At 29.1% G+C, this 25440-nt stretch carries 14 protein-coding genes; 5 read left to right on the forward strand and 9 right to left on the reverse strand.

Going from position 1 to position 25440, the window contains the following annotated elements:
- Nucleotides 1-40: 40 nt before the first annotated feature.
- Nucleotides 41-8656 (reverse strand): GH36-type glycosyl hydrolase domain-containing protein, encoded by an 8616-nt coding sequence (locus B3B03_RS16635; protein WP_346877853.1) that lies wholly within the window; start codon nucleotides 8654-8656, stop codon nucleotides 41-43.
- 294 nt (nucleotides 8657-8950) lie between these two features.
- A complete protein-coding gene (locus B3B03_RS16640) occupies nucleotides 8951-10252 on the reverse strand; it encodes a M18 family aminopeptidase (protein WP_346877854.1) in 1302 nt (433 codons plus the stop codon).
- 153 nt (nucleotides 10253-10405) lie between these two features.
- Here B3B03_RS16640 and B3B03_RS16645 point away from each other — a divergent pair, with 153 nt between their 5' ends.
- Complete coding sequence (locus B3B03_RS16645) at nucleotides 10406-11584, forward strand: cation diffusion facilitator family transporter (RefSeq protein WP_035132558.1); 1179 nt, start codon at nucleotides 10406-10408, stop codon at nucleotides 11582-11584.
- A 75-nt stretch (nucleotides 11585-11659) separates the two neighbouring features.
- On the forward strand, nucleotides 11660-12748 hold the full coding sequence (locus B3B03_RS16650; protein ID WP_346848938.1) for a PRK06851 family protein: 1089 nt from the start codon (nucleotides 11660-11662) through the stop codon (nucleotides 12746-12748).
- 46 nt (nucleotides 12749-12794) lie between these two features.
- On the opposite strand, the gene B3B03_RS16655 is transcribed toward B3B03_RS16650, so the two are convergent.
- From B3B03_RS16655 to lepB, 5 genes are all read right to left on the reverse strand, one after another.
- The gene (locus tag B3B03_RS16655; protein ID WP_346877855.1) at nucleotides 12795-14915 is read right to left on the reverse strand and encodes a HelD family protein; all 2121 of its coding nucleotides are present in this window, start codon (nucleotides 14913-14915) and stop codon (nucleotides 12795-12797) included.
- 127 nt (nucleotides 14916-15042) lie between these two features.
- Nucleotides 15043-16134, reverse strand: coding sequence for a dipeptide epimerase (locus B3B03_RS16660; protein WP_035132568.1), 1092 nt, complete (start codon nucleotides 16132-16134; stop codon nucleotides 15043-15045).
- A gap of 247 nt (nucleotides 16135-16381) precedes the next feature.
- The gene (locus tag B3B03_RS16665; RefSeq protein WP_346848936.1) at nucleotides 16382-16756 is read right to left on the reverse strand and encodes a PqqD family protein; all 375 of its coding nucleotides are present in this window, start codon (nucleotides 16754-16756) and stop codon (nucleotides 16382-16384) included.
- A 117-nt stretch (nucleotides 16757-16873) separates the two neighbouring features.
- Nucleotides 16874-18799 carry an OPT family oligopeptide transporter gene (locus B3B03_RS16670; RefSeq protein WP_346848935.1) on the reverse strand — a complete coding sequence of 642 codons (1926 nt, stop codon included), beginning with the start codon at nucleotides 18797-18799 and terminating at the stop codon, nucleotides 16874-16876.
- A gap of 287 nt (nucleotides 18800-19086) precedes the next feature.
- The gene (lepB, locus tag B3B03_RS16675; protein WP_346848934.1) at nucleotides 19087-19593 is read right to left on the reverse strand and encodes a signal peptidase I; all 507 of its coding nucleotides are present in this window, start codon (nucleotides 19591-19593) and stop codon (nucleotides 19087-19089) included.
- A 255-nt stretch (nucleotides 19594-19848) separates the two neighbouring features.
- Between lepB and B3B03_RS16680 the strand changes: the two genes are divergently transcribed.
- Both B3B03_RS16680 and B3B03_RS16685 read left to right on the forward strand, forming a co-directional pair.
- Nucleotides 19849-20568 (forward strand): hypothetical protein, encoded by a 720-nt coding sequence (locus B3B03_RS16680; RefSeq protein ID WP_346877856.1) that lies wholly within the window; start codon nucleotides 19849-19851, stop codon nucleotides 20566-20568.
- Nucleotides 20569-20773: 205 nt separating this feature from the next.
- Nucleotides 20774-21739: a hypothetical protein gene (locus B3B03_RS16685; protein ID WP_346848932.1), complete on the forward strand. Its 966-nt coding sequence runs from the start codon at nucleotides 20774-20776 to the stop codon at nucleotides 21737-21739.
- A gap of 38 nt (nucleotides 21740-21777) precedes the next feature.
- Here the strand turns inward: B3B03_RS16685 and B3B03_RS16690 are convergent, their stop codons facing one another.
- Together B3B03_RS16690 and B3B03_RS16695 are read right to left on the reverse strand one after the other, a co-directional pair.
- Entirely contained in the window at nucleotides 21778-22947 is a 1170-nt protein-coding gene (locus B3B03_RS16690) for a CD0519/CD1768 family membrane protein (protein ID WP_346848931.1), read from the reverse strand.
- Nucleotides 22948-23269: 322 nt separating this feature from the next.
- A complete protein-coding gene (locus tag B3B03_RS16695; RefSeq protein WP_346848930.1) occupies nucleotides 23270-24004 on the reverse strand; it encodes an acyl-[acyl-carrier-protein] thioesterase in 735 nt (244 codons plus the stop codon).
- 124 nt (nucleotides 24005-24128) lie between these two features.
- Here B3B03_RS16695 and B3B03_RS16700 point away from each other — a divergent pair, with 124 nt between their 5' ends.
- Nucleotides 24129-25430, forward strand: a complete 1302-nt coding sequence (locus B3B03_RS16700) for an ectonucleotide pyrophosphatase/phosphodiesterase (RefSeq protein WP_346848929.1) — start codon at nucleotides 24129-24131, stop codon at nucleotides 25428-25430.
- Nucleotides 25431-25440: the final 10 nt, after the last annotated feature.

The following is a 25440-nucleotide window of genomic DNA, read 5'->3' on the forward strand; positions in this document are numbered from 1 at the left end:
AATATAGGAATTGCTTTAATGGCAATTCCTATATTTTTTATTAAATATTTATTTTTACTTCATGTTCTCCATCAGAGGTAACAGGTATTATATCTCCTTCTATAACATTTCCATCTAAAGTTATGGTAGAATTACCACTTCTAATTACTTTGATATGATATACAGCATTTCCATATACATAGTCTATAGAGTATTCTTTAAAGTCTTTAGGTACACATGGTTTAATTTTAAACCCTTTTCCCTCTATTAATCTAAAACCCAATATGTGTTCTAATGCGATAGTATACATCCAACCTGAGCTTCCAGTATACCAACTCCATCCGCCTCTTCCTTCATGAGGTTCCACCGAATATATATCTGCAGCCATAACATAAGGCTCTGTCTTAAATACATTTGCTTCCTCTATGTTTAAACTATGATTTATAGGATTTAGCATGGAATATATGTTATATGCTTCTTCTCCTCTTCCTAGTTTTGCAAGAGCTAAAGCTACCCACGCAACTCCATGGGTATATTGTCCTCCATTTTCCCTTACTCCAGGTACATATCCTTTTATATATCCTGGTTTTAAATCTGATTTATCAAAAGGTGGGCTCAATAGTAATATAATTTTTTCTTTAGGCTTTACTAAATATTTTTCTAAAGAACTCATAGCTATATTAGCTCTTTCCTTATCTCCTGCTTCTGATATTACAGACCAACATTGTGATAGGGCATCTATTTTACATTCCTGATTTTCATGAGATCCTAGTGGAGTGCCATCATCAAAGTAAGCACGTTTATACCAACTTCCATCCCATCCATGAATCTCTAGATTTTCTTTAATAAAATCCATAGTCTTAATATATTTTTCATAATTATCCTCATCCCTTTTATATATGCATAGATCCTTAAAATCTTTTAATATAGCATATAGGAACCAGCCAAGCCAGATACTCTCTCCCTTACCCTTATTTCCTACAGTGCTCATTCCATCATTCCAATCTCCACTTCCCATGAGAGGAATATTATGGGAACCAAACTTTAAGCTTCTATTTATAGCTCTTATACAGTGATTGTATAAGGACTCTTTTAAATCTGATTTTGATGATAAATTATACCTTTCATCTTCTCCTTCTCTTAAAGGCTCATCCTTTAAATATCCAATCTCTTCATCTAAAATCTTATAATCTCCAGTGGTTTTAACATATATACAAGTAACATAAGGTAACCATAATAAATCATCACTAAATCTAGTTCTTATTCCACTATTTACAACTGGATGCCACCAATGTTGCACATCTCCTTCTTCAAATTGTCTAGTAGCACTATAAAGAATTTGATTTCTAGCAATTTCAGGCTGTATATAAATCATTGGAATGGAGTCTTGTAATTGATCTCTAAATCCATAAGCTCCTCCACATTGATAAAATGCTGTTCTTGAAAATAATCTACAACTGATAGTTTCATAAGGAAGCCAACCATTAATCATGAAATCTAAAGCTTTATCCTCTGTTTTTATCTTTATCTTAGTTAAAAGCCTTTCCCAATAGCCTTTTACCATTTCTAACTCTTTCTCAACTCTAGTTATATCTGAAAACTCTTCAAGGGAATTTTGAATTCCTTCAATACTGTCTTCTGCTCCTAAGACAATTACCAGTGATTTTTCTTCATTAGCTCCTAATCTTAAGTAAACTTTCTCACTAAGTACTGGTTCTAATCCTGAACCACACCTTCCTGATAAGCTTATAGTGTTCTGTTCAGGTAAAGAATCCATATATTCTTTACTTACAATAAAATCTCTTTCATCTCCACTAAAACTTTCATTTTTTCCTCCACTTATTTTTAAATAAACATGACTAGATGAAAAATCACTACTATATGGATTGATTCCATATATGTATTTGTTTTCTTTATCTATTACAGTGTAAATCTTCTTATAATTGTTTTCTCTTAAATCTCCTAGACACAATCTTGCAATATAAGTAATTGCTATATTTCTCTCCTTATCTACTAAGTTATTTAAGCTAACCTTAATAAGCTTTGCACTTCTCTCCTTTGAAGGAAATACAGTAATTTCCCCCAGTATTCCACTTTTACAATGAGTAAATTTGGAATATCCAAATCCATGAGTTATTACATACTCTCCTTTATCTCTTATTGGTTCAGGAGTTATTGACCAAAGTTTATCCCCTTCTTCTAGGTATAAAACTTCACTAGGGGTATCTTCAATGAAATCATTATTCCAAGGAGTAATTTTAAATTCTCTACTATTTTTATACCAAGTATAGCTACTACCAGACTCACTTATATTAAATCCAAATCTATTATTATTGGCTATAACATTTATCCAAGGAGCTGGTGTAGACATTCCGTCCTTTAGTATAATTGTATATTCTCCCTCATTATTAAAACCTCCATATCCATTAAAAAAACTTAACTCTGAAGTTTCTACTTTAGGGATATTACTATCACTATAACTTAAATTAGCTTCTTTTAGTTCACTCATTTCCCAGATATACTTTCTTGAGTCATATGGATAATCTTCATTTTTCATGGCTTTTTCAATTTGTTTTAATAAAGGCCCTTCTGATCCGTCTACGATTATTGCTGCAATAGAATAAAGCAAATTCAAATCTTCTTTAGACATTTTTTCATTATTAATTATAAATATGCCACCTGAAGTATTTTCTCGTCCATTTAAAGAGCTATTCAATATTATTCTTTTTAGTGCATTATCTAGAGGCTTTTCATAGCTTATTTCCTCTTCATTAATGACTACAATATCAAACTTTAATCCCTTTTCTTCTAAATATCCATGGCAATTTATAAGCTGTCTTAAGATATCACTTTCCTTTTCCTTGTTAATAGTTAACAATACAATAGGTAAATCTCCTGAAATTCCATAGGCCCAGAGATTTCTTTGACTTCTACTTAGATTAATTAGGTTGTTTATTCTCTTTGTATAACTAAAGTTATTAAATAATATACTACTTGCAAACCGCTCATAAATAATCTCTTGTGTTGGTTTTATTCCTTTATTAATAAGACTTTTTTCTACACTTAAAGCAGATCTTAGGACACTTTCCTCTAGAATATTACTATCTTGATAATTTCTTGACTTATTTAATACATCCTCCCTAGAGTTTCCTGTAATTGTTATATATTTTATAGATTTGCTTTCACCTTTAGGAATTTTTATTATTCTCTTAATTGCAATTATAGGATCTAATACATTGCCTACATTATTTTTTAAAGGTTCATTTTCTTCTAAAGCTATAGGATTTTCTTTTGAATGATTTCTTCCTATAAAACTTAGCCTTGCCGTATCATACTCTGTTTTAAATCCCTCTTCACCTAGTGTACTTTCAAGAGTATATATGTCCCTGTCTTTTTCGCTACGAGGTCTGCGTTTTGCAAGTATTCCACTTAATTCATCTATATATTCTGTAGTAATAAATAAATTCCCAAAAGTAGGATGTGATATATCTCCACTGTATCCTTGTAAAACTACTTCACTATAGCTAATAACTTCTATGATTTTTTCTTCACTACCATTATTTTTTATATCAATAGTCCTAATTTCACAATTATCTTCAGGAATTACTTGAACTATAGTATTTATTTCTAGATCTCTCCAGTATTTTATGAATTCTGCCTTATACAAATAGAAATTAACTTCATATTTATCTCCTTGCTCTTTACAAGGTTCATAGGTAGAAGATGTATATTCATTAGAATTAGTGTCTTTAATATAAAAAAACTTTCCCCAACTACTACGAATCAAATCTTCTTTCCATCTATATACCATTACATTTTTAAACTTAGAGTAGCCACCACCTGCCGTATTTAATAGGATGTTATAATTTTTATTCCCCAGAAGTATGGTTTGGGGATACTTACTTTCTCCAAATTTAAATGTTCTATGGATGGAATATTGCCTTTGCACTTCTTTCACTTCTTGTAAATTATCTTCTTTTCTATCATAGACCACATTCTTACTTATCTTCTCTTGAAGCAATATATCTACAGCTCTGATCATGGGAATTCTATGAAATCTTCTTTGAATAATATTATTATTCATAACATTATCTAAAGCCAACAAACTCATTCCTAAATGATGTATCATATAGCATTTTACTATTTCAAACTTTTTATTTTTTATCCTTTTATCTGTATAATCTATAGCTTCATAAAATCCATATTTTCCATAACATTCAAGTTTTAATAGACTTCTTATATTTGCCATAGACTTAGGTATATTTTCCATAAGCCCCATGATAGTAGAATATGGTGATACTACTAACTCTTCTTCTAATCCTCTTTTTATACCAATTTTAGGTACACCGAAGGCTTTATATTGATAATTTAAATCTACATCAAATTTATAGTAGGCACTTTCTGAAATACCAAAAGGAACCTTCCTCTTATCTCCATATCTTATTTGACCTTCCATTACAGACCTATAAGTTTCATCTAACATAGAATTCCTATAATTTTTCATTAAAATCCTTGGCATAAAGTATTCAAACATGGTTCCACTCCAGCTAGCCAATCCTTTTCTACCATACATTAAAGTTAATGATCTATTTAAAGCAAACCAATGAGATGTTGGAACTATTCCCTTAGCCACTGCAATAAAACTTGTTGTTCTAGCTTCTGATGCCAATAAGTCATAGTAATTACTACTTAATGATTCATTGTCTACATCATAGCCTATATGAAATAACTTTCTTTCATCATTATACAAAAATTTAAAATCTGTATTATCTATAATTCTATTTATTTCGGCTTCAATTTTTGTAAATTGTTTTAATAGTGTTCCTACTCTTTCTTTACATAAATCTATATTCTTATTTATTCTTTCTAATTGAAATTCATTTAAATTATTAGATATAAAATTAAACCCTTTTATAATATCATATATATGCCCTAAACTATCACTACTAATAATTCTAATTATATTTTCATACTTGCTTCTAGGTAATAGCTTTATATCATCTATGAATGGAAATAAAAAATTAATTTCACTTAAATAGTCTTTTATATTATCTAATAGTTTTTTATTCCAATAAGTACTATCTATATTTTCTATATCTTCCTGTACAATATCTTCAAAGTTATTTAACATATTATAAAAAGTTAATATATCTTTTCCTTCTCTTTTTATTCTTTCAATAACATTAAGGTACATATATTTTTTTCTTTCATCTTCCAGCTCTTCCATGGCAAGATAAACAGTATCCTCTATGCCTTCAACTCTATTATTAAAGTAAGGTGTGTTTCTTAATTCTTTTAGTGCTTCTTCTATGGTATATAAATAAGATACTAGATTTCCACTATCTACTGTAGAAACATATTTAGGTAATAGAGGACTAAGTGTCTCCACATCATACCAATTATAAAAATGCCCTTTACAGGTTTCTAGCCTTTTCAAAGTATCTATGGTTTTACCCAAGTTTTCTATACCTTTAACCGTCCCAATGTACCCCATATCTATAGCAACAATATTGGAAATTAAAGTCATACCAATATTAGTAGGAGAAGTTCTCATAGCTAATCCTCTATATGGTTCTTCCTGATAATTATCCCCGCCAAGATAGTTAGTATCCTCAGTGACAAAGTCTTCAAAATATGCCCAAATCCTTCTAGTTAACCTTTTTAAAACCTTATTATCGTATTCACTTAATTTTACTGTTTCATCATTAATATTCTGACCTATAATATAAGCTATTATTGGACTAATAACCCATATAATACAACTTGGTATCATTACATAAAAGGTATCCAAGCCACTTCTCCATGCTACCACCATAATACATAAAGCTATTACTATCTCTTGCCACATGTATTTAAAATAACTTATAAAGTCTTTTCCTGAAGACCTTTCTGCTTCCTCAGCCGTTTGCCATTGTAATAAGTTTTTTTTACTTATTATTAATCTGTATAGTGTTCTTATAATAGCATCTACCATTAAATATGCTTTAAAAGGAAGAAAAGCATATATAAAAAATACTTGCTTTAAAGCCATTTGGAAATTCTGAACTTTTCCACTTAGACTTATTCCATTTATAGGCGAAACTATATTTTCTGACATATTAAATAGAATAGGTGTTATTAAAGCAATGAAAGCTGACATATACCACTTATCTATACCATCAGGAAGGATTCCTGCTAAAGAGCAAAGTAATAAAATTAACATAGAAGGAGCCATTAAGCTTCTTCTTAAATTATCTATCATCTTCCACTTAGATAATCTATTTAATTTATTTTTCTTTAATATGTATGGTAATAGTTGCCAATCACCTCTCACCCATCTATGAAGTCTTTTACAACTTGCAATAAAGTTAGAAGGATATCCATCTACTAACTCCACATCTGTAAGCAAAGCCGTTCTTGCCAAAGATCCTTCTAATAAATCATGACTTAGAACTTGATTTTCTTCAATTACTCCATGAGTTACCTTTGTAAATACATCCACATCATATATGGCCTTACCAGTAAAAATACCCTCTCCAAATAAGTCTTGATATACATCAGATATTGCAAATGTATATATATCAATACCAGCTTCTCCTGAAAATACTTTAGAAAAATAAGTTTTATTAGCACTTTCTAAATCTATACCAACTTTAGGTTGTATTACTCCATACCCTCTCCAAACAGTTCCATCTTCCTTTGTATAAGCTCTATTTAACGGGTGAAGCATTGCTCCAATTAAAATCTTTGCTGATTCTCTTGGAAGTATGGTATCTCCGTCTAAAGTTATAACATACTTTACTTTAAAAAGTTTTTCCACACCTTCACTTAAAACACTATAAGTGGTATTTTTATCTCCTCTTATAAACTTATTAAACTCTTCTAGTTTTCCTCTTTTTCGCTCCCAACCTAGCCACTTATTCTCCTTTTCATTAAACCTTCTATGTCTGCATAAAAAGAAAAAACGACCACTATCTTCATTATACTTTGTATTTAACTTATTAATTTCTTCTAAACAAAATTTAGATATCACTTCGTCTTCTGCTTCTTTTTCTCTATGACTATCTATAAAATCTCCCAAGATAGCAAAATATAGATTTTCATCATTATTTCCTAAATAATAAGTTTCTAAATTACCCATTAAACTTTTAGCTTTCTCTATACTTTCTATTAGAGTAGGAACTACTACACAGGTGATTCCTTCTTTAGGAATTCTATCGGATATATTAATTTTAGGTAATACATTAGGTGTGCTTAAATTAGTAATACTCCAATTTAAGATGGATACCACAACCTCACTGAGCGGTATAATAGTAACTATTCCAGATAAAATATATTTAGATATTGATATATTTGTATCATTTATATAGCTCCAAGTTATAAATCCTCCCGATAGTATGCCTGTAAGAATAACAATAGTTCCTATATAAATACCAACAGCTCTTCCCTTTATCATATTTTTTAACTTTTCAAATCCTTTAAAATCAATATTCAAAATATGATTTAGCTTTTCTCTACCACTATCAGTTAGATAATATCCCACATGATTTTCAAATTCTTTATCATTATTTACTTCTGCACACTGTAGTACTTTTCTAGCAACAAATGTCTCAGAAATTTTATTTTGTCTAGCTATTTTTTCTAAAACATGTCTATAATAGTCCTTGGAATAAAAATCCATAGTACTATAAACCATAGCAGGATCTTTACTTAATATTTCTTCTACTTTATTGCTAATATTAAATACTTCTTCCCAATTTATATCATCTAAATTTCTTAAGCCATTAATGCTACTACTAATGGCTATAGAATAGATACCATCACTTTTATTAGAATCTATAATAATTTTATCTAAAGTAATTTCATTTTCGCTTAATTTATCTTCTATCCATAAATTTAATTCATCGTAATTTACTCCATTATCTCTTAAAACTCTTATTAATGCATCCGCAAAGTATTCTGTAAATTTAATATTGTTCTCAGATATGAAATCCATAGCTCTCTTCATATTTTCTTCATTATAATACTTAATAATCCTATCAGCTAATCTTTCTCCTCTATGTCTATCATTAGCTTTATCTACTATCAATACTGAGCTTTTTCCTATTATCTCTAAATAGGCTATTTTAAGCATTATAGGTAAAGCCCATAATTCTCCCATGGTTAATATGGTTGTTTCTTGATATCTTTTTAAAAACTTATTAATATTATCCCTAGTTAGCTTATCCCTATAAATTCCCAATATTTCTCTTGATACAGCATAAATTCTAGGATATCCTTTTAATGCTCCACTTTTTAGTATAGGTAGTGATTTTAAATATTTCTTTGATAAATGTTTTTTTATAAATTTATATTCTTTTTCAATAACATAGATATTATCTAATATCCATTGTGTTCCTTTTATCTTGAAATACTCTCTATTTTCATCCACTTTAAACAAATTATGGCACCCCAATATATTATTAAAATGCTTATCTAAATTGGAAATTAAATCATTCCTACTTATTTTTTCAATTTCTCTATGGTCTCTGGCTATATCATCAATAGCATCTTCCAATTTTTCTTTATTTTCTGCTAAAAAACTATTGTCACTAATCTTAATATAGGCTCTTCTCTTATTTCTATTTTTGATTACGTACATAAGAAGAACTATACTTAGTATAAGTATTAAATTTACTAAAATAAATATGTGCTCCATGGTGCTATCCCCTTTCAATGATGCTCAACTATTATTATTACCAAATTAACTTAAATCTATAATAGTAAATATTTTTCTATCCTATAGATTAGCTTTCTCCTATAGCTAAATAAAAACCATCTAAGAAAAGTAACTTTATATCTTACTTATCTTAAATGGCTTCTTTATATATGCTATTGTGAACTACCTTTAGTTAATCCTCTATAACTACCTGGTTGCACATTAAATTTTACTTCTTTCCCATCACTAGTTTCAATAATTATTCCTTTGTTACAAGGAGTTTCTATAATTATATTATATTTTGTAAAACTCTACAAAGGATTTTGCTACATAACTATGATCCTTAACTCCTGCAAACTCTCTTATAGAATGCATAGCAAGGGTTGGATTTCCAATATCTACAGAACGTATATTCAAATGGGTTGAAGAAATTGGTCCTATGGTTGAACCACCTCTTAAGTCTGAACGATTCACAAACTTTTGTACTGGTACCCCTGCTTTATTACAAATAGATTCATATACAGCAGAAGAATCTGAATCACTAGTATATGCACAATTCGCATTTATCTTTATAACAGGACCTTTATTTACAATTGGTCTATTAGTCGGATCTGCCTTTTCTGGACTATTAGGATGAACTGCGTGAGCATTATCTGCCGAAATAATAAAGGATCTGCTAAGTGTTCTAAAGAACTCTTCTCTCCCTTTTCCAAGACAAAGAGCAATTCTTTCTAAAATATTTGCTAACATATCAGAATCGGCTCCTTGTTTTGTAGAGCTTCCAACTTCTTCATTATCAAAACATACCATTACATTTATGCCCTCAGTTATTGGAGCTTCTTTTAGTGCCTCAATTCCAGCATGAACCATTTGAAGATCATCTAATCTACCTGAAGATATAAATTCATCTTTTAATCCAACAATACATCCCTTTTCAAATTCATAAAGGAATAAATCAAAATCTATAATATCCTCTTTATTTACCTTCATTTCCTCAGCTAATATGTTTATTAATGCATTATCCTTTTCTAATTCTTCAGTTACCATTGCAAGTAGTGGAAGAGTATCTTTTTGTGGATTTAATTCACCTCCAGAATTGGCTTCCCTATTCATATGAATTGCTAAGCTAGGTATTATTAATATTGGTTTCTTTATGTTAACTAACCTTAACTCTGGATTAAGTAAATTTTCACCTTTTAAAGCAACTCTTCCTGCTACAGCTAGTGGTCTATCCATCCATGTACTTCTTATTAAACCACCATAAACCTCAGTATTTAATTTAATATAATTATTTTCTGATATAATTTCACTATTTGGTTTTATTCTAAATGTAGGTGAATCTGTATGAGCACCTATAATTTTAAATCCATGGTTCTCAACCTCACCATTACCTATAGTAAATGCAATTAATGCAGAACCATTTTTAGTAGTATAATATTTACCACCCTTTTCTAATATCCATTTATCCTCTTCATTTAATTCCTTAAAATCACAACCTTCAAGAGAATCTTTAACATTTTTCACTGCATGAAAAGCAGTAGGGCTTTCATACAAAAAATCTATAAGTTCTTTAGCAAACTTCAATTCTTTTGACATAATTAATCCCCTCCTTAAAACGAAATACTAGTAATAGTATACCAAACTTTTACTACATTTCCTATGAATTTTGTGATTTTCCCTAATTTATAACATGTTCTCGTGTTATACTATAGTTATGAGAAAAAATATATTGATAAAGAGGTGTAATAATTGATTTCTCAAAAACTTATAACAAAATTTATTAAAAATAGTGAAGATATAAAAAATAAAAAAGTCAGAGAACGCTATGGATATCTTGGTGGAGTTGTTGGTATTTTAGTAAATCTAGTTTTATTTTTAATTAAAATCACTGCTGGACTTTTAGTTAATAGTATTGCTGTAATTGCTGATGCTTTTAATAATCTCTCCGATGTTGGTGCTTCATTAGTAACCATCTTTGGCTTTAAACTTTCAAGCAAACCAGCGGATAAAGAACATCCCTTTGGACATGGACGAATTGAGTACATTTCTGGTCTTATAGTTGCATTTTTAGTAATATTAGTTGGCTTTGAATTCATAAAAAGCTCTTTTGAGAGAATTAAAAATCCTGTTCCTGTAGAATTTTCACTACTTCCATTTATTCTTTTAATCATATCTATATCATTTAAAGTATGGTTAAGTAGGTTCTATAGAGGTATAGGTAACAAAATAAATTCTTCCGCTCTTAAAGCTTCTTCTGTAGACTCAATAAGTGATGTAATATCTTCTTCTACTGTAGTTATATCACTACTAATCTCAAAATTCACATCACTTCCTATAGACGGATATATTGGTTTAGTTGTTTCCTTAGTAATTCTTTATGCAGGATATAACCTAATTAAAGATACTTTAAACCCATTACTTGGAGTTGCTCCTGATAATGATTTAGTAGAAGATATTCAAAAAATGTTATTATCCTATGAACATATAGATGGTGTTCATGACTTGCTAGTTCATAATTATGGTCCTGGAAGAATAATTGCTTCTATTCACGCTGAAGTTCCTCTTGATATTTCTGTTGTTGCTGCTCATGAGGTTATAGATAGAGCTGAAAAGGAAATTTCTTCTGAACTGGGTATATATCTGCTAATTCATATGGATCCAGTAACTACAAAGGATGAAGAGATTCTTAGTGCAAAAAGAGAATTGGAAGAAGTTTTAAATAAAATTCCTCATATATCTTCTTTTCATGATTTTAGAGTAGTAGGTGAAGGTGACTATAAAAACCTAATATTTGATGTAGTAGTTAAGGATGATTTTATAATAACTAAAGAATCAGAACTTAAATTACAAAAACAAATAAATGAGGAAATTAAGAAAGTTTCTCCAAATCACAACGCAATAATTACCGTAGATGCATCTTTTATCTAATTAATTTGAATTTTTATTAACCATTTTTAACTTATATAATATTATGATAGTGTAGAAATCATTGGAGGATTAATTATGACTGGAATATCCACTCACTATTTTTTAGGTGGCAATACCGGAAAAGGCTTTTACTCTCACTTTAATTATATTATTTCCCAAAAGGATGCAACTAGAATTATTTGCTTAAAGGGAGGTCCTGGTACAGGAAAATCTTCCCTTATGAAAAAAATTGGAAAACACTACATTGATAGAGGATATGATGTAGAATTTCATCATTGTTCTTCTGATAGTGATTCTTTAGATGGAGTTCTAATTAAAGAATTAAAAGTAGCTATGCTTGATGGCACATCTCCCCATATGATAGACCCTATTACTCCTGGTGCTGTAGATGATATAGTAAATATGGGCATATGTTTAAAAGAAGAGAATTTTAAGAACATAAAATTTAACATTCTAGCTGTGAATAAAGAAATTGGAAATTCCTTTAGAAGAGCTTACAGATTTTTTGCTGCGGCTAAATCTATTTATGATGATTGGTATACCTTTAATAATGAAGCTTTAAATCTTTATGAACTTAATATTTTAAAAGAAAATTTGAAGAATAGAATTCTTCCTAATACATTCTCATCACTGGGTAAAAAACGCCACTTATTTGCAACAGGATTTACTCCAAAGGGAGTTATAACTTATATTCATAATATAGTAGAAGACATGTCCAGTGTTTATGTACTTAAAGGCTCTCCTGGAACTGGCAAAACTCGTGTTCTTGAATATATTGCAGATGAAGCTACTCGAAGGGGTCTAGATGTAGAGATTCTACACACTCCACTAAATCCTGAAAAAATTGAACATTTATTAATTCCTGAATTAAAGGTTGCTCTAGTAACATCAAATGAAATTACCAAAATAGAATTTCATGGCGAGGAATATGATATGGATAGTCTATTAGATGCAAATTATATTGAAAAAAAACAAGATGATATAGACGATATTTCTTCCATTTTTTACATCCTACTTCAAAAAGGTCTTGATTGTATAAAAATAGCTAAAGATTTACATGATGAATTAGAGGAATTCTATGTTCCTAATATGGATTTTAATAAGGCTGACCAAATATATGAAGAAGTATTAAATAAAATTCAAGGATATGAAGATAGCTTATAATATATTAAAAATAAAAAGTAATAGCACCCTGTGATGCTATTACTTTTTATTTCTTAATAACTATTAAATTATGAAGTGCTCTTGTACACATTATATACATTAGATTGTCCTTGTATCTTTCTTGGATGTCCTCTTCAATTATAATAGCTCCATCAAATTCTAAGCCTTTTGCATAATAACTAGGCATAATCATAGTTCCCTCAGCAATATGAAGATTCTCTTTATCTATAAGCTTTAATGAAATATCTTCTTTTAACAAATCATATATATACTTAGATTGCGATAAATTTTTAGTTATAATAGCTATATTTTCAAGATTTTTTTTCTTTAAGCTAGTTGCTAGCTCTATAATATATTCTTTTATCTCTTTCTCATCCTTTACTAATATCTCATTAACAGAATCTCCAGTTCTAACCATAGGTACTATGGAAATATCATCTATATATCTATTACTATATTCCATGATTTCTTTAGTTGAACGATAACTTTTATTTAACTTAAACATTTCAACTGAATCCTCACTAAATATATCTTTAATACTACTTAAAGAAGAATTATTTTCAATAGGTATTAATTGCTGATTACTATCTCCAACTATAGTCATCGATTTAGTATTTACAAGTTCTTTTAACACTATAAATTGTAGTGGTGAATAATCTTGAGCCTCGTCGATTACTAAATGTTTAATTTCTCTATTAAGCCTTAAGCCCATGAGTTTAGCTTTTAAGTATAATATAGCAACCAAGTCTTCTTCTGTATATTCTTTATCACCATTAAATTCTTCATATATATTTTCTATATTTTTTCCATCTAAATAACTTAATGTAGCTTTTACTTCTATTACATCTCTTACTAATTCTCTTATTTCTAATTTTCTTTTGAATTCTAAATCATTTATATGAAGTATTAATTCTTCAGGGGTAAACTCTTTCTTTTTCTCTTTATACTTCATTTCAATAAATCTAAATTCTTCATCTCTCGCATCACTAATTCTAGAGAATAAAATTCTTTTAATTTTTTTACTTCTTCTAAATAACGGTAGTGAAGTAAAGTCTTTTGTAAACATGGTTTTTATTTCTTCTTTAGTTGCTATAACTTTATCTCTAAAGAAAACTCCATGGCTAAAATAACTATCTTCTTCTAGTTTAATAACAAGTCTATCTAGATCCTCCATAAACTTTAAGGACCTCTTATAAATAATTTTTTTCTCAAAACCTTTATCTTTATTAAGAATTCTTTCCATAACATCTTTAATATCTATAACATCATCTACATCTACTAAATCTAAAGCTAAATCTAAAAATGTAGTTTGAAACACTCCTGTTTCTCCTAAAGTTGGAAGAACATTTGAAATATAATCTATAAATATTCTATTAGGCCCTAAAATTAAAACCTTATTTTCTAAAAGATTTCTGTAATTATAAATTAAATAAGCAACTCTATGAAGTGCAATAGTAGTTTTACCACTTCCAGCTACACCATCTACAACTAGTATCTTATTCTTATCTTGTCTTATAATCTCATTTTGTTCTTGTTGTATAGTCATAACTATGTCTTTAAGCTTATCTGAAGAGTTTTTGCTTAATACCATTTGAAGAATATCATCTTTTATATCGATATTAGAATTAAATAATCCCTCTAATTTACCTCTCTTTATGATATATTGAACCCTTTCTAAAATAGAAGCTGTAATTTCTCCTTCAGGTGAATTATACTGACCAATATTTCCTGAATTATTATAAAAAAGCGCTGAAATTGGAGCTCTCCAATCTATAATTAGTGGTTCAAAGGTTTCCTCTAAAGTTACTCCAAACCTTCCAATGTATATATCTTCTATCCCATAATCTTCTTCTCTAAAAGTAACCTTACCAAAATAAGGAGAAGATTTTAACACTGTTAGTTCTTTTAATTTTCTATCAGTACTTTTAAAATTTTCTTCTTTTACGTAGTTTTCATGGTCAAAATACTCTATTATCTTATCTTCATCATCTTTAAATTCTTCTAAAATATTTTTTCTGTATTCTAATATGGCATTGGTTATATGCTTTCTTTTCTCTATACACTTAAGAATTTCATCATTTATTATTTTTATAACATGTTCTAATCTTTCTTCTTCTATGGCAACCTCTAACTGTTTCTTTAATTGGTCTTTAAGATCATTTGACATAAAACCACTTCCTTTATTAGATTCTTATAATGAATTTTCATAGTAACTTATTATAAGTTCTATATATTAATCTTAAACCCTTTCATCTATGCAAAATTAATATAATATATAGATGGATAAAGTTTACTTATACTATTTCTTCCCAACCTCTTATATCAGTAATTCCAAGACCAGGTTCATCGGACAAAGTGATTTTATTTCCTTCAAAGATTGCTCCTCCAACTATAGGGTCCTCTGCAAAGTATATCATTGTATCTAAATCTGCTGTTATCATATTTCCTCTTGAAGCTGCAAAGCTTGCTGCTGCTGTGATTCCAATTTTACTCTCTAACATACAACCAACCATACACCTTATACCCATGGTATCTGCCATATTGTAAATTCTTATGGCATTTTGTATTCCTCCACATTTCATCAGTTTTATATTGATTAAGTCACAAGCTCTATTCTGAATTACCTTAAAGGCCTCTGGGGATCCAAACACTGATTCGTCAGCTAAAATCATAGTATCCACATTATCTTTAATAAATTTTAATCCTTCGATATCCCAACCTTTAACTGGTTGTTCTACAAACTCTATGTCTAAATCTAATTGCTCTATCTTCTTAATTATCTTTATTGCATCTTTAGGTGACCAGCCTTGATTACCATCAACTCTTACTTTTATTCCTTTTCTAATAGCACGTCTAATAAATTTCACTTTTTCAAAGTCTGATTCTACATTATTTCCAAGTTTTATCTTTATATTAGTATAGCCATCTCTAGTAGCTTCATAGGCTGCATTTATCATATTTTCCATCTTATCATCATCTTGTATAGTTATATCTGTAAGTACCGTTGAATTGAATCCTCCTAATAACTTATACAAAGGAGTATTTACTCCTTTACTCCAAAGATCATATATAGCAATTTCTACAGCTGCTTTTGCACTATTATTTCCTTTAATGCATTCATCCATAACTTTAAAAATGCATTGAAGACACGTAAGATCCATTCCCTTAATAAATGTAGTAATATGTTTAATAGCACCTACAATTGAACTTTCTGTCTCCCCTGTCACTCTTGGTGCTGGAGCTGCACTTCCTATTCCCACATCTCCATTTTCCGTAAAAATCTTTACAACTACTTCGTTAGAATAATTATAAACTCCGTTTTTAGTTACGAATGGTTTTTTTAATGGCATTGTAATTCTACCAACTTTAACATCTGCAATAATCATCTTTATACCCCTACTACTTATAAATTTATATTTTTAATATTATTAATCTATCCGAATTTTATTCATATAAAATATGCTTAAAATAAAATATGATAGATTTTTTACATTTCCGTAAAAATTTCTATCTAGTCAAGTCATAATTATACACCAAAGCCTAAAGTAGTCAAGCTATATAGTAGGTTGTTTTTGTTCAATTTATTTATTTAAATAGTAGATATTACTCTCAATGTCTACATATTTCCTAATATCAACCCTGGTTATGTTTTATTCCTATGAATTTTATCCACCTTTTTTTAGCAATATATCTTATGTACATTACAAGCCTCTCTATAGCTACTTCTTCCGTATCACCTAATCTCCTTGCCATCTCAAGTGCAATGTCATATATACTTCTTTTACCATCTATTAAAGCCCACGCCAGCGATGATTTATCATCAAAAACTATATCACTAAGATTATTTTTTTTCACTAACCATCTTGCGAACTTTTCTATAGGTTTGTTATGTTCAAAGTATAAAGTAACTATATTATTATCATTAATTTTATAGTTATCATGTTCAATTTGGGGAATATATAAAAGAAAATTCTTTTCTTCTTTATTTTGTGTTTTTTTACCTTTCATACAAATCACCTATAAATTAGTTAAGAGCCTCAATGGCTCTTAACTTTAATATTATTCATAATTATATCCATATTTTTTAATATTATAAGAAATATTATCAATAATCATAATTTACCTTTAAGTTCTTTCATTATCTCCACTACAAGAAATAAGATAAATAATTACTCCAAGAATTATAAATATACCTGTTGAGAATATAGAATTTTGGGTTAACCCTTCAAAATTAAGTCCAAAGGCCACATTAAGTCCTAAAGTAGCAAACCCTGCAACTACTATACCCATTAATGCATCTCCAGCAACTAATCCAGAAGATATAAGAATACCTCTCTCTACTTTTTCTTTCATAAGGGATTCATTTTTCTTAAATTTCTTCTCAACAAATATTCTAATTATACCACCTGATAATATACCTGCATTTAAATGTATAGGTAAGTATAAACCAAGCGCAACTGGTAGTACTGGTAGACCAGATATTTCTGCAAATATAGCTATAGATACTCCCACAAACACAAGTACCCAAGGTAATTCACCAGTCATAACACCTTCTATAACCATTGACATAAGAGTAGCTTGTGGTGCTGGCACTGCTTCTGAACCAATTCCATATGTATTATGAAGCATTAATAATACATACCCAGAAACTACAGCACCAAATATTAACCCTAAATACATTCCAATTTGTACTTTCTTTGGAGAACCACCAATTACAAATGTAGTCTTTAAACTTTGAGCTGTACCACCAGCAACAGCTATAGCTACACATACTATACCACCTACCATAACAGCTGTAATCATTCCCTCTTGCCCTATATTGCCAGTTATCTTTAATATGGCTGTAACAAATAGTAAAGTAGCAATAGTCATACCCGATACAGGATTATTTGATGCACCAATTATACCAACCATTCTTGCAGAAACTACTGCAAAGAAGAATGAAAATACTACTGCCATTAGTGAGCCAATTATTCCTACTCTAATTTGTGGCAATAACCATGCAAGAACAAATACCAATATTGCTGAAGCTATCACCCAAACAATTGGCGGATCTTCATTTATTCTAGTAGTTGCACCACTTTCCTTTTTACCTATACCTGACATGGCTTCTTTAAAAGATCTAATAATGGTTGGTGCAGATTTTCCTAAAGAAATAAATCCTCCTGCGGCAACAGCTCCCGCTCCTATATATCTTATATACTTACTCCATATATCTGAAGCTCCCATCTCAGAGATTAACATAGTTGAAGGAAATAAAGGTTCTGGAACTGTACTACCTATATATTTAATAAGTGGTATTAATCCAAGCCAAGCTACAAGAGATCCTCCAAACATAAATGCCGATGCTTTTGTACCTACAATAAAGCCGACCCCTAGAAGTGAAGCTAATGTATCTATTCCAAATACGGAATTTTGATATGCAGGTATAACCCATTCTGGTCTTTCACTCCAAAGAGCAAATCCTCCAGAAGCTAACTTATAACCTCCACCAATTCCGAGACCCATTAAAACCATTTTAAATCCACTACCACCTTCACTTCCATTAACTAAAACTTCAGCTGCAGCCATAGATTCTGGATATACTAAATTTCCATGCTCCTCAACTATTAAAAATTTTCTTAAAGGAGTAACAAAAAATATACCTACTATCCCTCCTAGAAGAGTAACAATAACTATTGTAGAAACCCTTAATGTAATTCCCCATAAAATAATTGCTGGTAGTATAAATATAATTCCACCTGCTATAGATTCTCCAACTGCTGCAATTGAAGCAACCATATTAGCCTCTAATATATTGTTTCTTTTAAACAATCCTTTTAAAATCCCTGTGGCAAGTATTGCCCCAGGAATACCTGCTGAAATTGTAAGACCAACCTTTAATCCTAAATAAGTGTTTGCAGCAGCAAATATCATTGTAAATACTGCACCCATTAGAATAGAATAAACACTTGATTCAGGCATTGCCGTTGTAGTTGATATAAAAGGCATATAATCATCACCTTTTATACCACCATAGGCAGTATGGGATAATCTCTTATTATCTTTCATTTATAATTCCTCCTTTGTAAAATATATTAGTCACATTGATTATGCATCTTTTGACTTATTTTTAATATTTACTTTTCCCCTCATTCCATTACTTACCCCTTTATTTTATTGCTGATTTTAGTTATTGTTAAATTCCCTTATACCTTTAAATATATTTTATGGATATGAATTTATCTTTCCCTAAATATAGTTTAATTATTATTGTATTTAGCATAAATTAAAATAAAAAAATGGTGAAATAAATTTCACCACTTCAATACTTCTTTAACATTTTACTTACTTATACACTATTTTAGTTTACCAAACCTATCAAAAGGAAATATAATAAATTTTCCTTCTCCCTGTATGTCTTCAAAAGATATATAAGGATTTTCCCATAATCGTGCATCAATAGAATTTCCTCTATTATCTCCCAAAAATAAATAACAACCTTCTGGTACATTAAAAGAACCTGTAGTATCACTAAAACTACTTACATAACTCTCCTCTAGAAACTCACCATTTATATATACACTTCCATCTGATTGAATTTCTACATTCTCTCCTGGAAGACCTACTACTCTTTTAATCAAGTCTTTATTTAGCTCATCAGAATGAAATACTAAAATATCTCCTCTTTTAATAGATGATGGTTTATAAGTTCTCAATGAAAATATTCTATCTCCTGGTGTAATAGTGGGATACATAGATTTAGTTGGAACATTTACATTGAAAAAAATAAACTTATTTATTAAAAATCCTAAAATTATAGCAATTAATGCTGGTATTATCCATTCTTTAAGAAATTTTATCACTAATTATTCCCCCCAAAGTCATTTTAAGTTTTTTATATTACTATATTACCACATTTTAAACAATAAATATCATCTTATCATATATTCTTTTATTATCTAATTTATTCCCACTTATTAATTTATTTAATAGTAGGTGAAAAACATACCTACTATTAAATTATAAAAACTGCAAATACTAATATCGTAGAATAATTTTATATTTATTAAAATTATTTGATCATATAAACATTTAATTATATAGTGGGAGGTAATATTTTGATTAATAGAAGAATTGTTACTTATAATCAAGAAGAAGATTTTTCTTATTTAAAAACTACTTCTAATCTTTCTACTTCTATTGAAAATATGGATTCAGAACCTTGCATCAAAAAACTAAAAAATATTACCTTAGTTCCTAGAAGTGGAACTCATAATAATTTTAAAATAGGAGAAGAATTTATTATGTATGTAATCTCCGGTGAATTACTATATAGCGATAACATAGGAAATTTAGAAACCCTTTCATCTGGAAATTTTCTTTATATTAATTCTATGGATGGAATAACTTATGATATTTTTAATAGTGGTATTGATTTTCTAGATATTATTGAAATAACCTTATACACCAATAATAACTCTTATATTCAAAAAAAGAATAGTAAATCTCCTATATTAAATAAATATGACTTTAAAAATTCTATTGAAAATCAGTGGATATACGCTATTAGTCCTTTAAATGGTCTGGCTCCTATTAAATCTAATTGTGATATCAATATTTATTTTGCATTACTACATCCTAACAAGGATTTAACTTTTACAATTAACAAAGATAGACAAGGCTATTTATTTCAATGTTATGGAGAAACTGAAATTTGTGCAAGTAATTCTGATAATATTACCTTAACAGGCTCTGACAGCGCTTATATTTCCAATGAAACTTTTGAAGTAAAAGCAAATATTCCTAGCAATATACTTCTCATTGAAACTGCAACTTAGTAAATATTATGGCTATGTGAAATTTATTAGAAATTTTAGCTCTGTAGATTTTTTCTTATACATAGCCTTAATATTTTTTTCTTATCATATCTTCTTTAAAAACTCTTTCTTTAAATTTCAATAGTCTAATATATTTATTATGTGATATTTTATTATTTTTATCGTATAAATAATAAAAGAGTTTTTTGGGGAGGTATCAAGTATTATGAATATTATTGCTATTATAGATATTGGTTCAAATACGGTTCACCTACTAATTGTTAATATAGATGATAAGTCCAATCCAAAGATTATAGATGAAGATAAAGAACATTTAAGACTTGGAGCTACCTTAGCTACCAATAAAATTGTAAGTTCTGAAAAAACCATTCATGTAATAACAGTTTTAAAAAAATTTTTACGTTCTTGTATTATAAATAAAGTTTCTAAAATCATATGTGTAGCTACGGAAGCTTTAAGAGTAGCTGAAAATAGTAACTATGTTCTTGATTTAATAAAAGCTCATACTGGAATTTTAGTTCAGGTTTTATCACCTAAAGAAGAAGCTTATTTATCTTACCTTGGAGTTTTTTCTACTTGTAATCTAGATAAAGGTATAATAATGGACACTGGTGGAAATAGTACAGAATTAATTTTTGTAGAAGAGGGTAAATTTACAAATTACACTAGTATTCCTCTAGGTTCTATAAACATAACTGAGAAAATAAAAGTTAATAAGCGTGGCAGATACTTGAGCTGTGACTACAACGAGGACTTTTTCTATAAGCTATTTTCTAATATACCTTGGATTGAAAGCTTTTATGGAAGCTCTTTAGTTGGCATTGGCGGAACTTTTAAGAATCTCGGAAAGATATATTCTAATTATTTAACAAATTCATGTTCATCTACTAACACAATAGAATTTTCCAACCCTCATGAACTAAAAACTCTTTGTGAAAGCCTTAAAGTTATAAGTTTAAAAGAGAGAGAAAACTTACAAGGTCTTTCAAAAAAACGTGCTGATATTATATTAGGTGGATGTGAAATAATAACTCATATTGTAAACTATTGTAACTTCTATAACATTATTATATGTAGTGAAGGCTTAAGGACTGGTATATTAAATAATTATTTAAATTCCACTAATCAACCCATTGAAGCGCATATAAATGCATATGTATGTCCATTATAATAAAAATAAAAACCACTCTAAAAAGGTGGTTTTTATTTTTATATGAATTTTGATATAAGTAAATATATAAAGTGAGCTGACATACCTGCTATTAATCCACCAAAGGTATGACTAACAATAGCTTTACCTGTTAATTCTCTACACTTTAAACCATCCATCATCGCAACGTGAGTACTTAAATATCCACTCCAACACATCCCCATAGCTGTAAATACTGCAATTTCATTACCACCTATTAATCCATTTTGTAACATTTCCGGTACTAAACCAATTGCAGCTCCTGCTGCCCCTAAAGATGTTATCGGGAAAGCTATAGCTTCAGGACTTTGGAAACCAAATAACGGAACTAATATAAATTGTAGTTTTTCCCCAATCCAAGGTAAGAGTGCGATACCTTCTGATGCAGCTCCAGTGTAAGCTCCAGATGCAGATGGTCCATTAGTAAGCATTAAAACTAAAGTACAAATTATTAAAACTCCTGGAATTATAGCAAGTCCCATTTGTACTCCTGAAGCTCCTCCTTCAAGCATAGCACCAATAAATCTTTCTCCAACACTTCCATCTCTAATTTCTCTATAGTTCATCATGTCAAAACCAGTATCATTGTCTTGTACACACATTTCTTCTTTTCCATAAATTTTCGCGGTTTGTCTAAGCATTAATCTAGTACTTATAATACTTCCTATTACAGCTCCTACATTACCTATTATAGCTGGCAGTATAAAACTTTCTCCTATAGGTGACTTTTGTCCCATCATATAGGTAGTAATAATCAACCCCATTCCAAAGGCTGTTCCTAAATTAGTTAAAGCTGGCAACTGATATTTTTTAAAATATCTTCTAAATCCTTTATCATCTGCTAAAGTAAGTATAGCAGGATTATCAGACAGATAGGTGGTTAAAACTCCTATAGCACTAGCACCAGGCAAATCATAAAGTGGCTTCATTAATGGTGATAACAATTTGTTAATTAAAGATACCACTCCAAATTCTGATAGAAGTGCAGATATAGCTCCTGCCAATACCGCAATAGCCATTATATAAAAAACTGTTTTCATTAATAAGCTATACGCAGTTTCCATTAGGGTATTAAACATATTTATGGTTCCCATAACGCTTCCCATACCTATGAAAAAACCTAAAAATAAAATTAGAAATATAATACCTTCTTTGCTAACGGCCTTTTTCAAACCCTTCTTATGCGTCAATTATTGCTCCCCCTTATTTTAAATTTTAAATCTTTTATGAATATTCCATATTTATTATGAATTATTTACCCATTAATGTCAATGGTTATTATTCGTAAATTTTTTCACTTTTTATTTCATATTTATAAATATTTTTAAATTAAATTTTATATGTGATTGTTTTCTAAATTTAATTTTCACTTTAATAAATTATATTCTTACATTATGTATTCCTTTACAGTTTTTTATTTATACTATATTAGTTATTTCTTAAAATAAAAGGTATCTAAAAATTTTATTATTTAGATACCTTTATCTTAATGACTTTTCAATACACATTTGTTTAAAACTTTAACCTACATTGAAAAAATTCTTGTTCTGAAATTTCTGAAATTCCATTAATGCAAAAACTATTACTTTCTTTATCCTCAATAAATTTATTCATTATTAACGAATCATCAAATTTAATTTCCTTAATAAAGTTAAGTTGCATATAAGATATTTTCTTTACTCTATGCCAATCTAAAGAAAAGAAATCTTCTATAAAAGAAATATATTTAGCATTATTAACATGATTATTTATATCTATATCATTGTAATATAACTTCCTATTGACAGTTTCTATAGCCTCACCTGGCATCTTTATCTTGTTAAGCTTATTATCAATGACATCCCCTACATTAATATTTATATCTACTGGGCACATGGACGGCTTTTGTGGAAGTCTAGTTTCAATATCTACAATTAAATAATATATCAAAACTCTACCAATAACTTGTCCATCCTTATCCTTAATCTTAAATCTTCTTTTCATAAAAACTTTTTCACGGCCACCTAAACAAGTTTCTACTGTTATATCTTCTCCAACCTTAGGATATCTTTCCATTGTAATTTCAACTCTAGATACTACCCAAAATAATCCTTTATTCATCATAGACTGAAAATCCACCCCCAAAATTTGAGAATGACTTTCTGAAACTTGTTGAACATAATCCATTATTGTAAATAATTTAACATTTCCCTTAAAGTCTCCTTCATGAAACTTTATAGTGAATTGTTCTTTATAATTTAGCTCCAAAATTACACCTTCTTACGCCACTTTTCTTCTTTATTCCTTATTTATATTATCTTACTATGTAGATTTAATAACAAAATTAGTATATCATAATTTATATATAACATAAAGTTAAGGAGAATAAGTTATGAATAATTTAACAAATAAGCACTTGGTTGTTATTTCAATTGATGGATTAAAAGCAGCTGATTTTGATATAATAAGTAACTTACCAACTTTTTCACAATGCATTCAAAAGGGGTCAGTAGTTAGAAATGTTAAATCTATATATCCATCATTAACATATCCAGCTCACACTACCATAGTTACAGGTAAGTATCCTAAAAACCATGGGGTTGTAAACAATAAATTATTAGAACCTGAAAAAGCTGCTCCAGATTGGTTTTGGTTCAGAAAATATGTAAATGGTCCAACACTATATGATATGGCAAAAAGTAGAGGGCTTACTGTAGGATCTATATTTTGGCCTGTTACTGGTAAATCTTCTATAAAATATAATATGCCTGAAATTTTCTCTAACAATAAATATATATCTCAAGAAATGGCATCACTTCTAGGTGGAAGCCCTATATACCAATTCAATTTAAACAGAAAATTCAAACATCTCCTTGATGGTATAAAGGAGCCTAACTTAGATAATTTTGCTACTGCTTGTGCTATAGAAACCATTAAAAAGTATAAACCTAACTTACTTTTACTACATCTCTTAGACCTAGACAGTCAACGTCATGGTTATGGTACTGATTCTAAAGAAGCTGTAGATTCACTTCATCGCCATGATGGAAGATTAGCTGATGTAATAAAAGCTCTGAAAGAAGCTGGTATATATAATAATTCTTCTATAGTTATTTTAGGTGATCATGGATTTCAAGACTTTAATAAAGTTATTACCTTAAACACCCTATTTAAAAATCAAGGGTTAATAAGCATGGGTGATGATAACAGACTTAATTCTTGGAGAGTATATGTAAAATCTTGTGATGGAAGTGCCTATGTATATGTTAAGGATGACTTTAATAAAAATCTCTCCTCAAAAGTTTATAATATTTTAAAAGCCTTATCTCTTGATGAATCTAAGGGAATTGCAAAGATATATAGAAATGATGAGATAATAGATTTAGGTGGTGATCCTAAGGCTACATTTATGATTGAAGCTAAAAGAGGTTTTATTTTTATAGATAAATTTAATGGTACTATAGTGACTTCAACCACTCCTAAAGAGGGAAAATCTAACGGAAATCATGGTTATCATCCTAATAGTCCTGATATCCATACTCTCTTTATTGGATGTGGTGAAGAGTTTAAAGAAAACTTTTTTATGAATAATATGAATTTAGTGGACATAGCCCCTACCCTCTCAAAAGTTTTAGGTATTAAATTTCCAAAATGTGATGGAAGGGTAATTGATGAAATATTGACTATCCATTAATTCTTTAAGA

It is taken from the genome of Clostridium sp. UBA5712, from assembly GCF_002419845.1.
Classification (GTDB): Bacteria; Bacillota; Clostridia; order Clostridiales; family Clostridiaceae; genus Clostridium_J; species Clostridium_J sulfidigenes.

Bases quoted from the DNA above. Each gene is read 5' to 3' on its own strand.
- B3B03_RS16635 (WP_346877853.1), bottom strand. From the start codon at position 8,656: ATGGAGCACATATTTATTTTAGTAAATTTAATACTTATACTAAGTATA.
- B3B03_RS16640 (WP_346877854.1), bottom strand. From the start codon at position 10,252: ATGTCAAAAGAATTGAAGTTTGCTAAAGAACTTATAGATTTTTTGTAT.
- B3B03_RS16650 (WP_346848938.1), top strand. From the start codon at position 11,660: ATGACTGGAATATCCACTCACTATTTTTTAGGTGGCAATACCGGAAAA.
- B3B03_RS16655 (WP_346877855.1), bottom strand. From the start codon at position 14,915: ATGTCAAATGATCTTAAAGACCAATTAAAGAAACAGTTAGAGGTTGCC.
- B3B03_RS16660 (WP_035132568.1), bottom strand. From the start codon at position 16,134: ATGATTATTGCAGATGTTAAAGTTGGTAGAATTACAATGCCATTAAAA.
- B3B03_RS16665 (WP_346848936.1), bottom strand. From the start codon at position 16,756: ATGAAAGGTAAAAAAACACAAAATAAAGAAGAAAAGAATTTTCTTTTA.
- B3B03_RS16670 (WP_346848935.1), bottom strand. From the start codon at position 18,799: ATGAAAGATAATAAGAGATTATCCCATACTGCCTATGGTGGTATAAAA.
- B3B03_RS16685 (WP_346848932.1), top strand. From the start codon at position 20,774: ATGAATATTATTGCTATTATAGATATTGGTTCAAATACGGTTCACCTA.
- B3B03_RS16700 (WP_346848929.1), top strand. From the start codon at position 24,129: ATGAATAATTTAACAAATAAGCACTTGGTTGTTATTTCAATTGATGGA.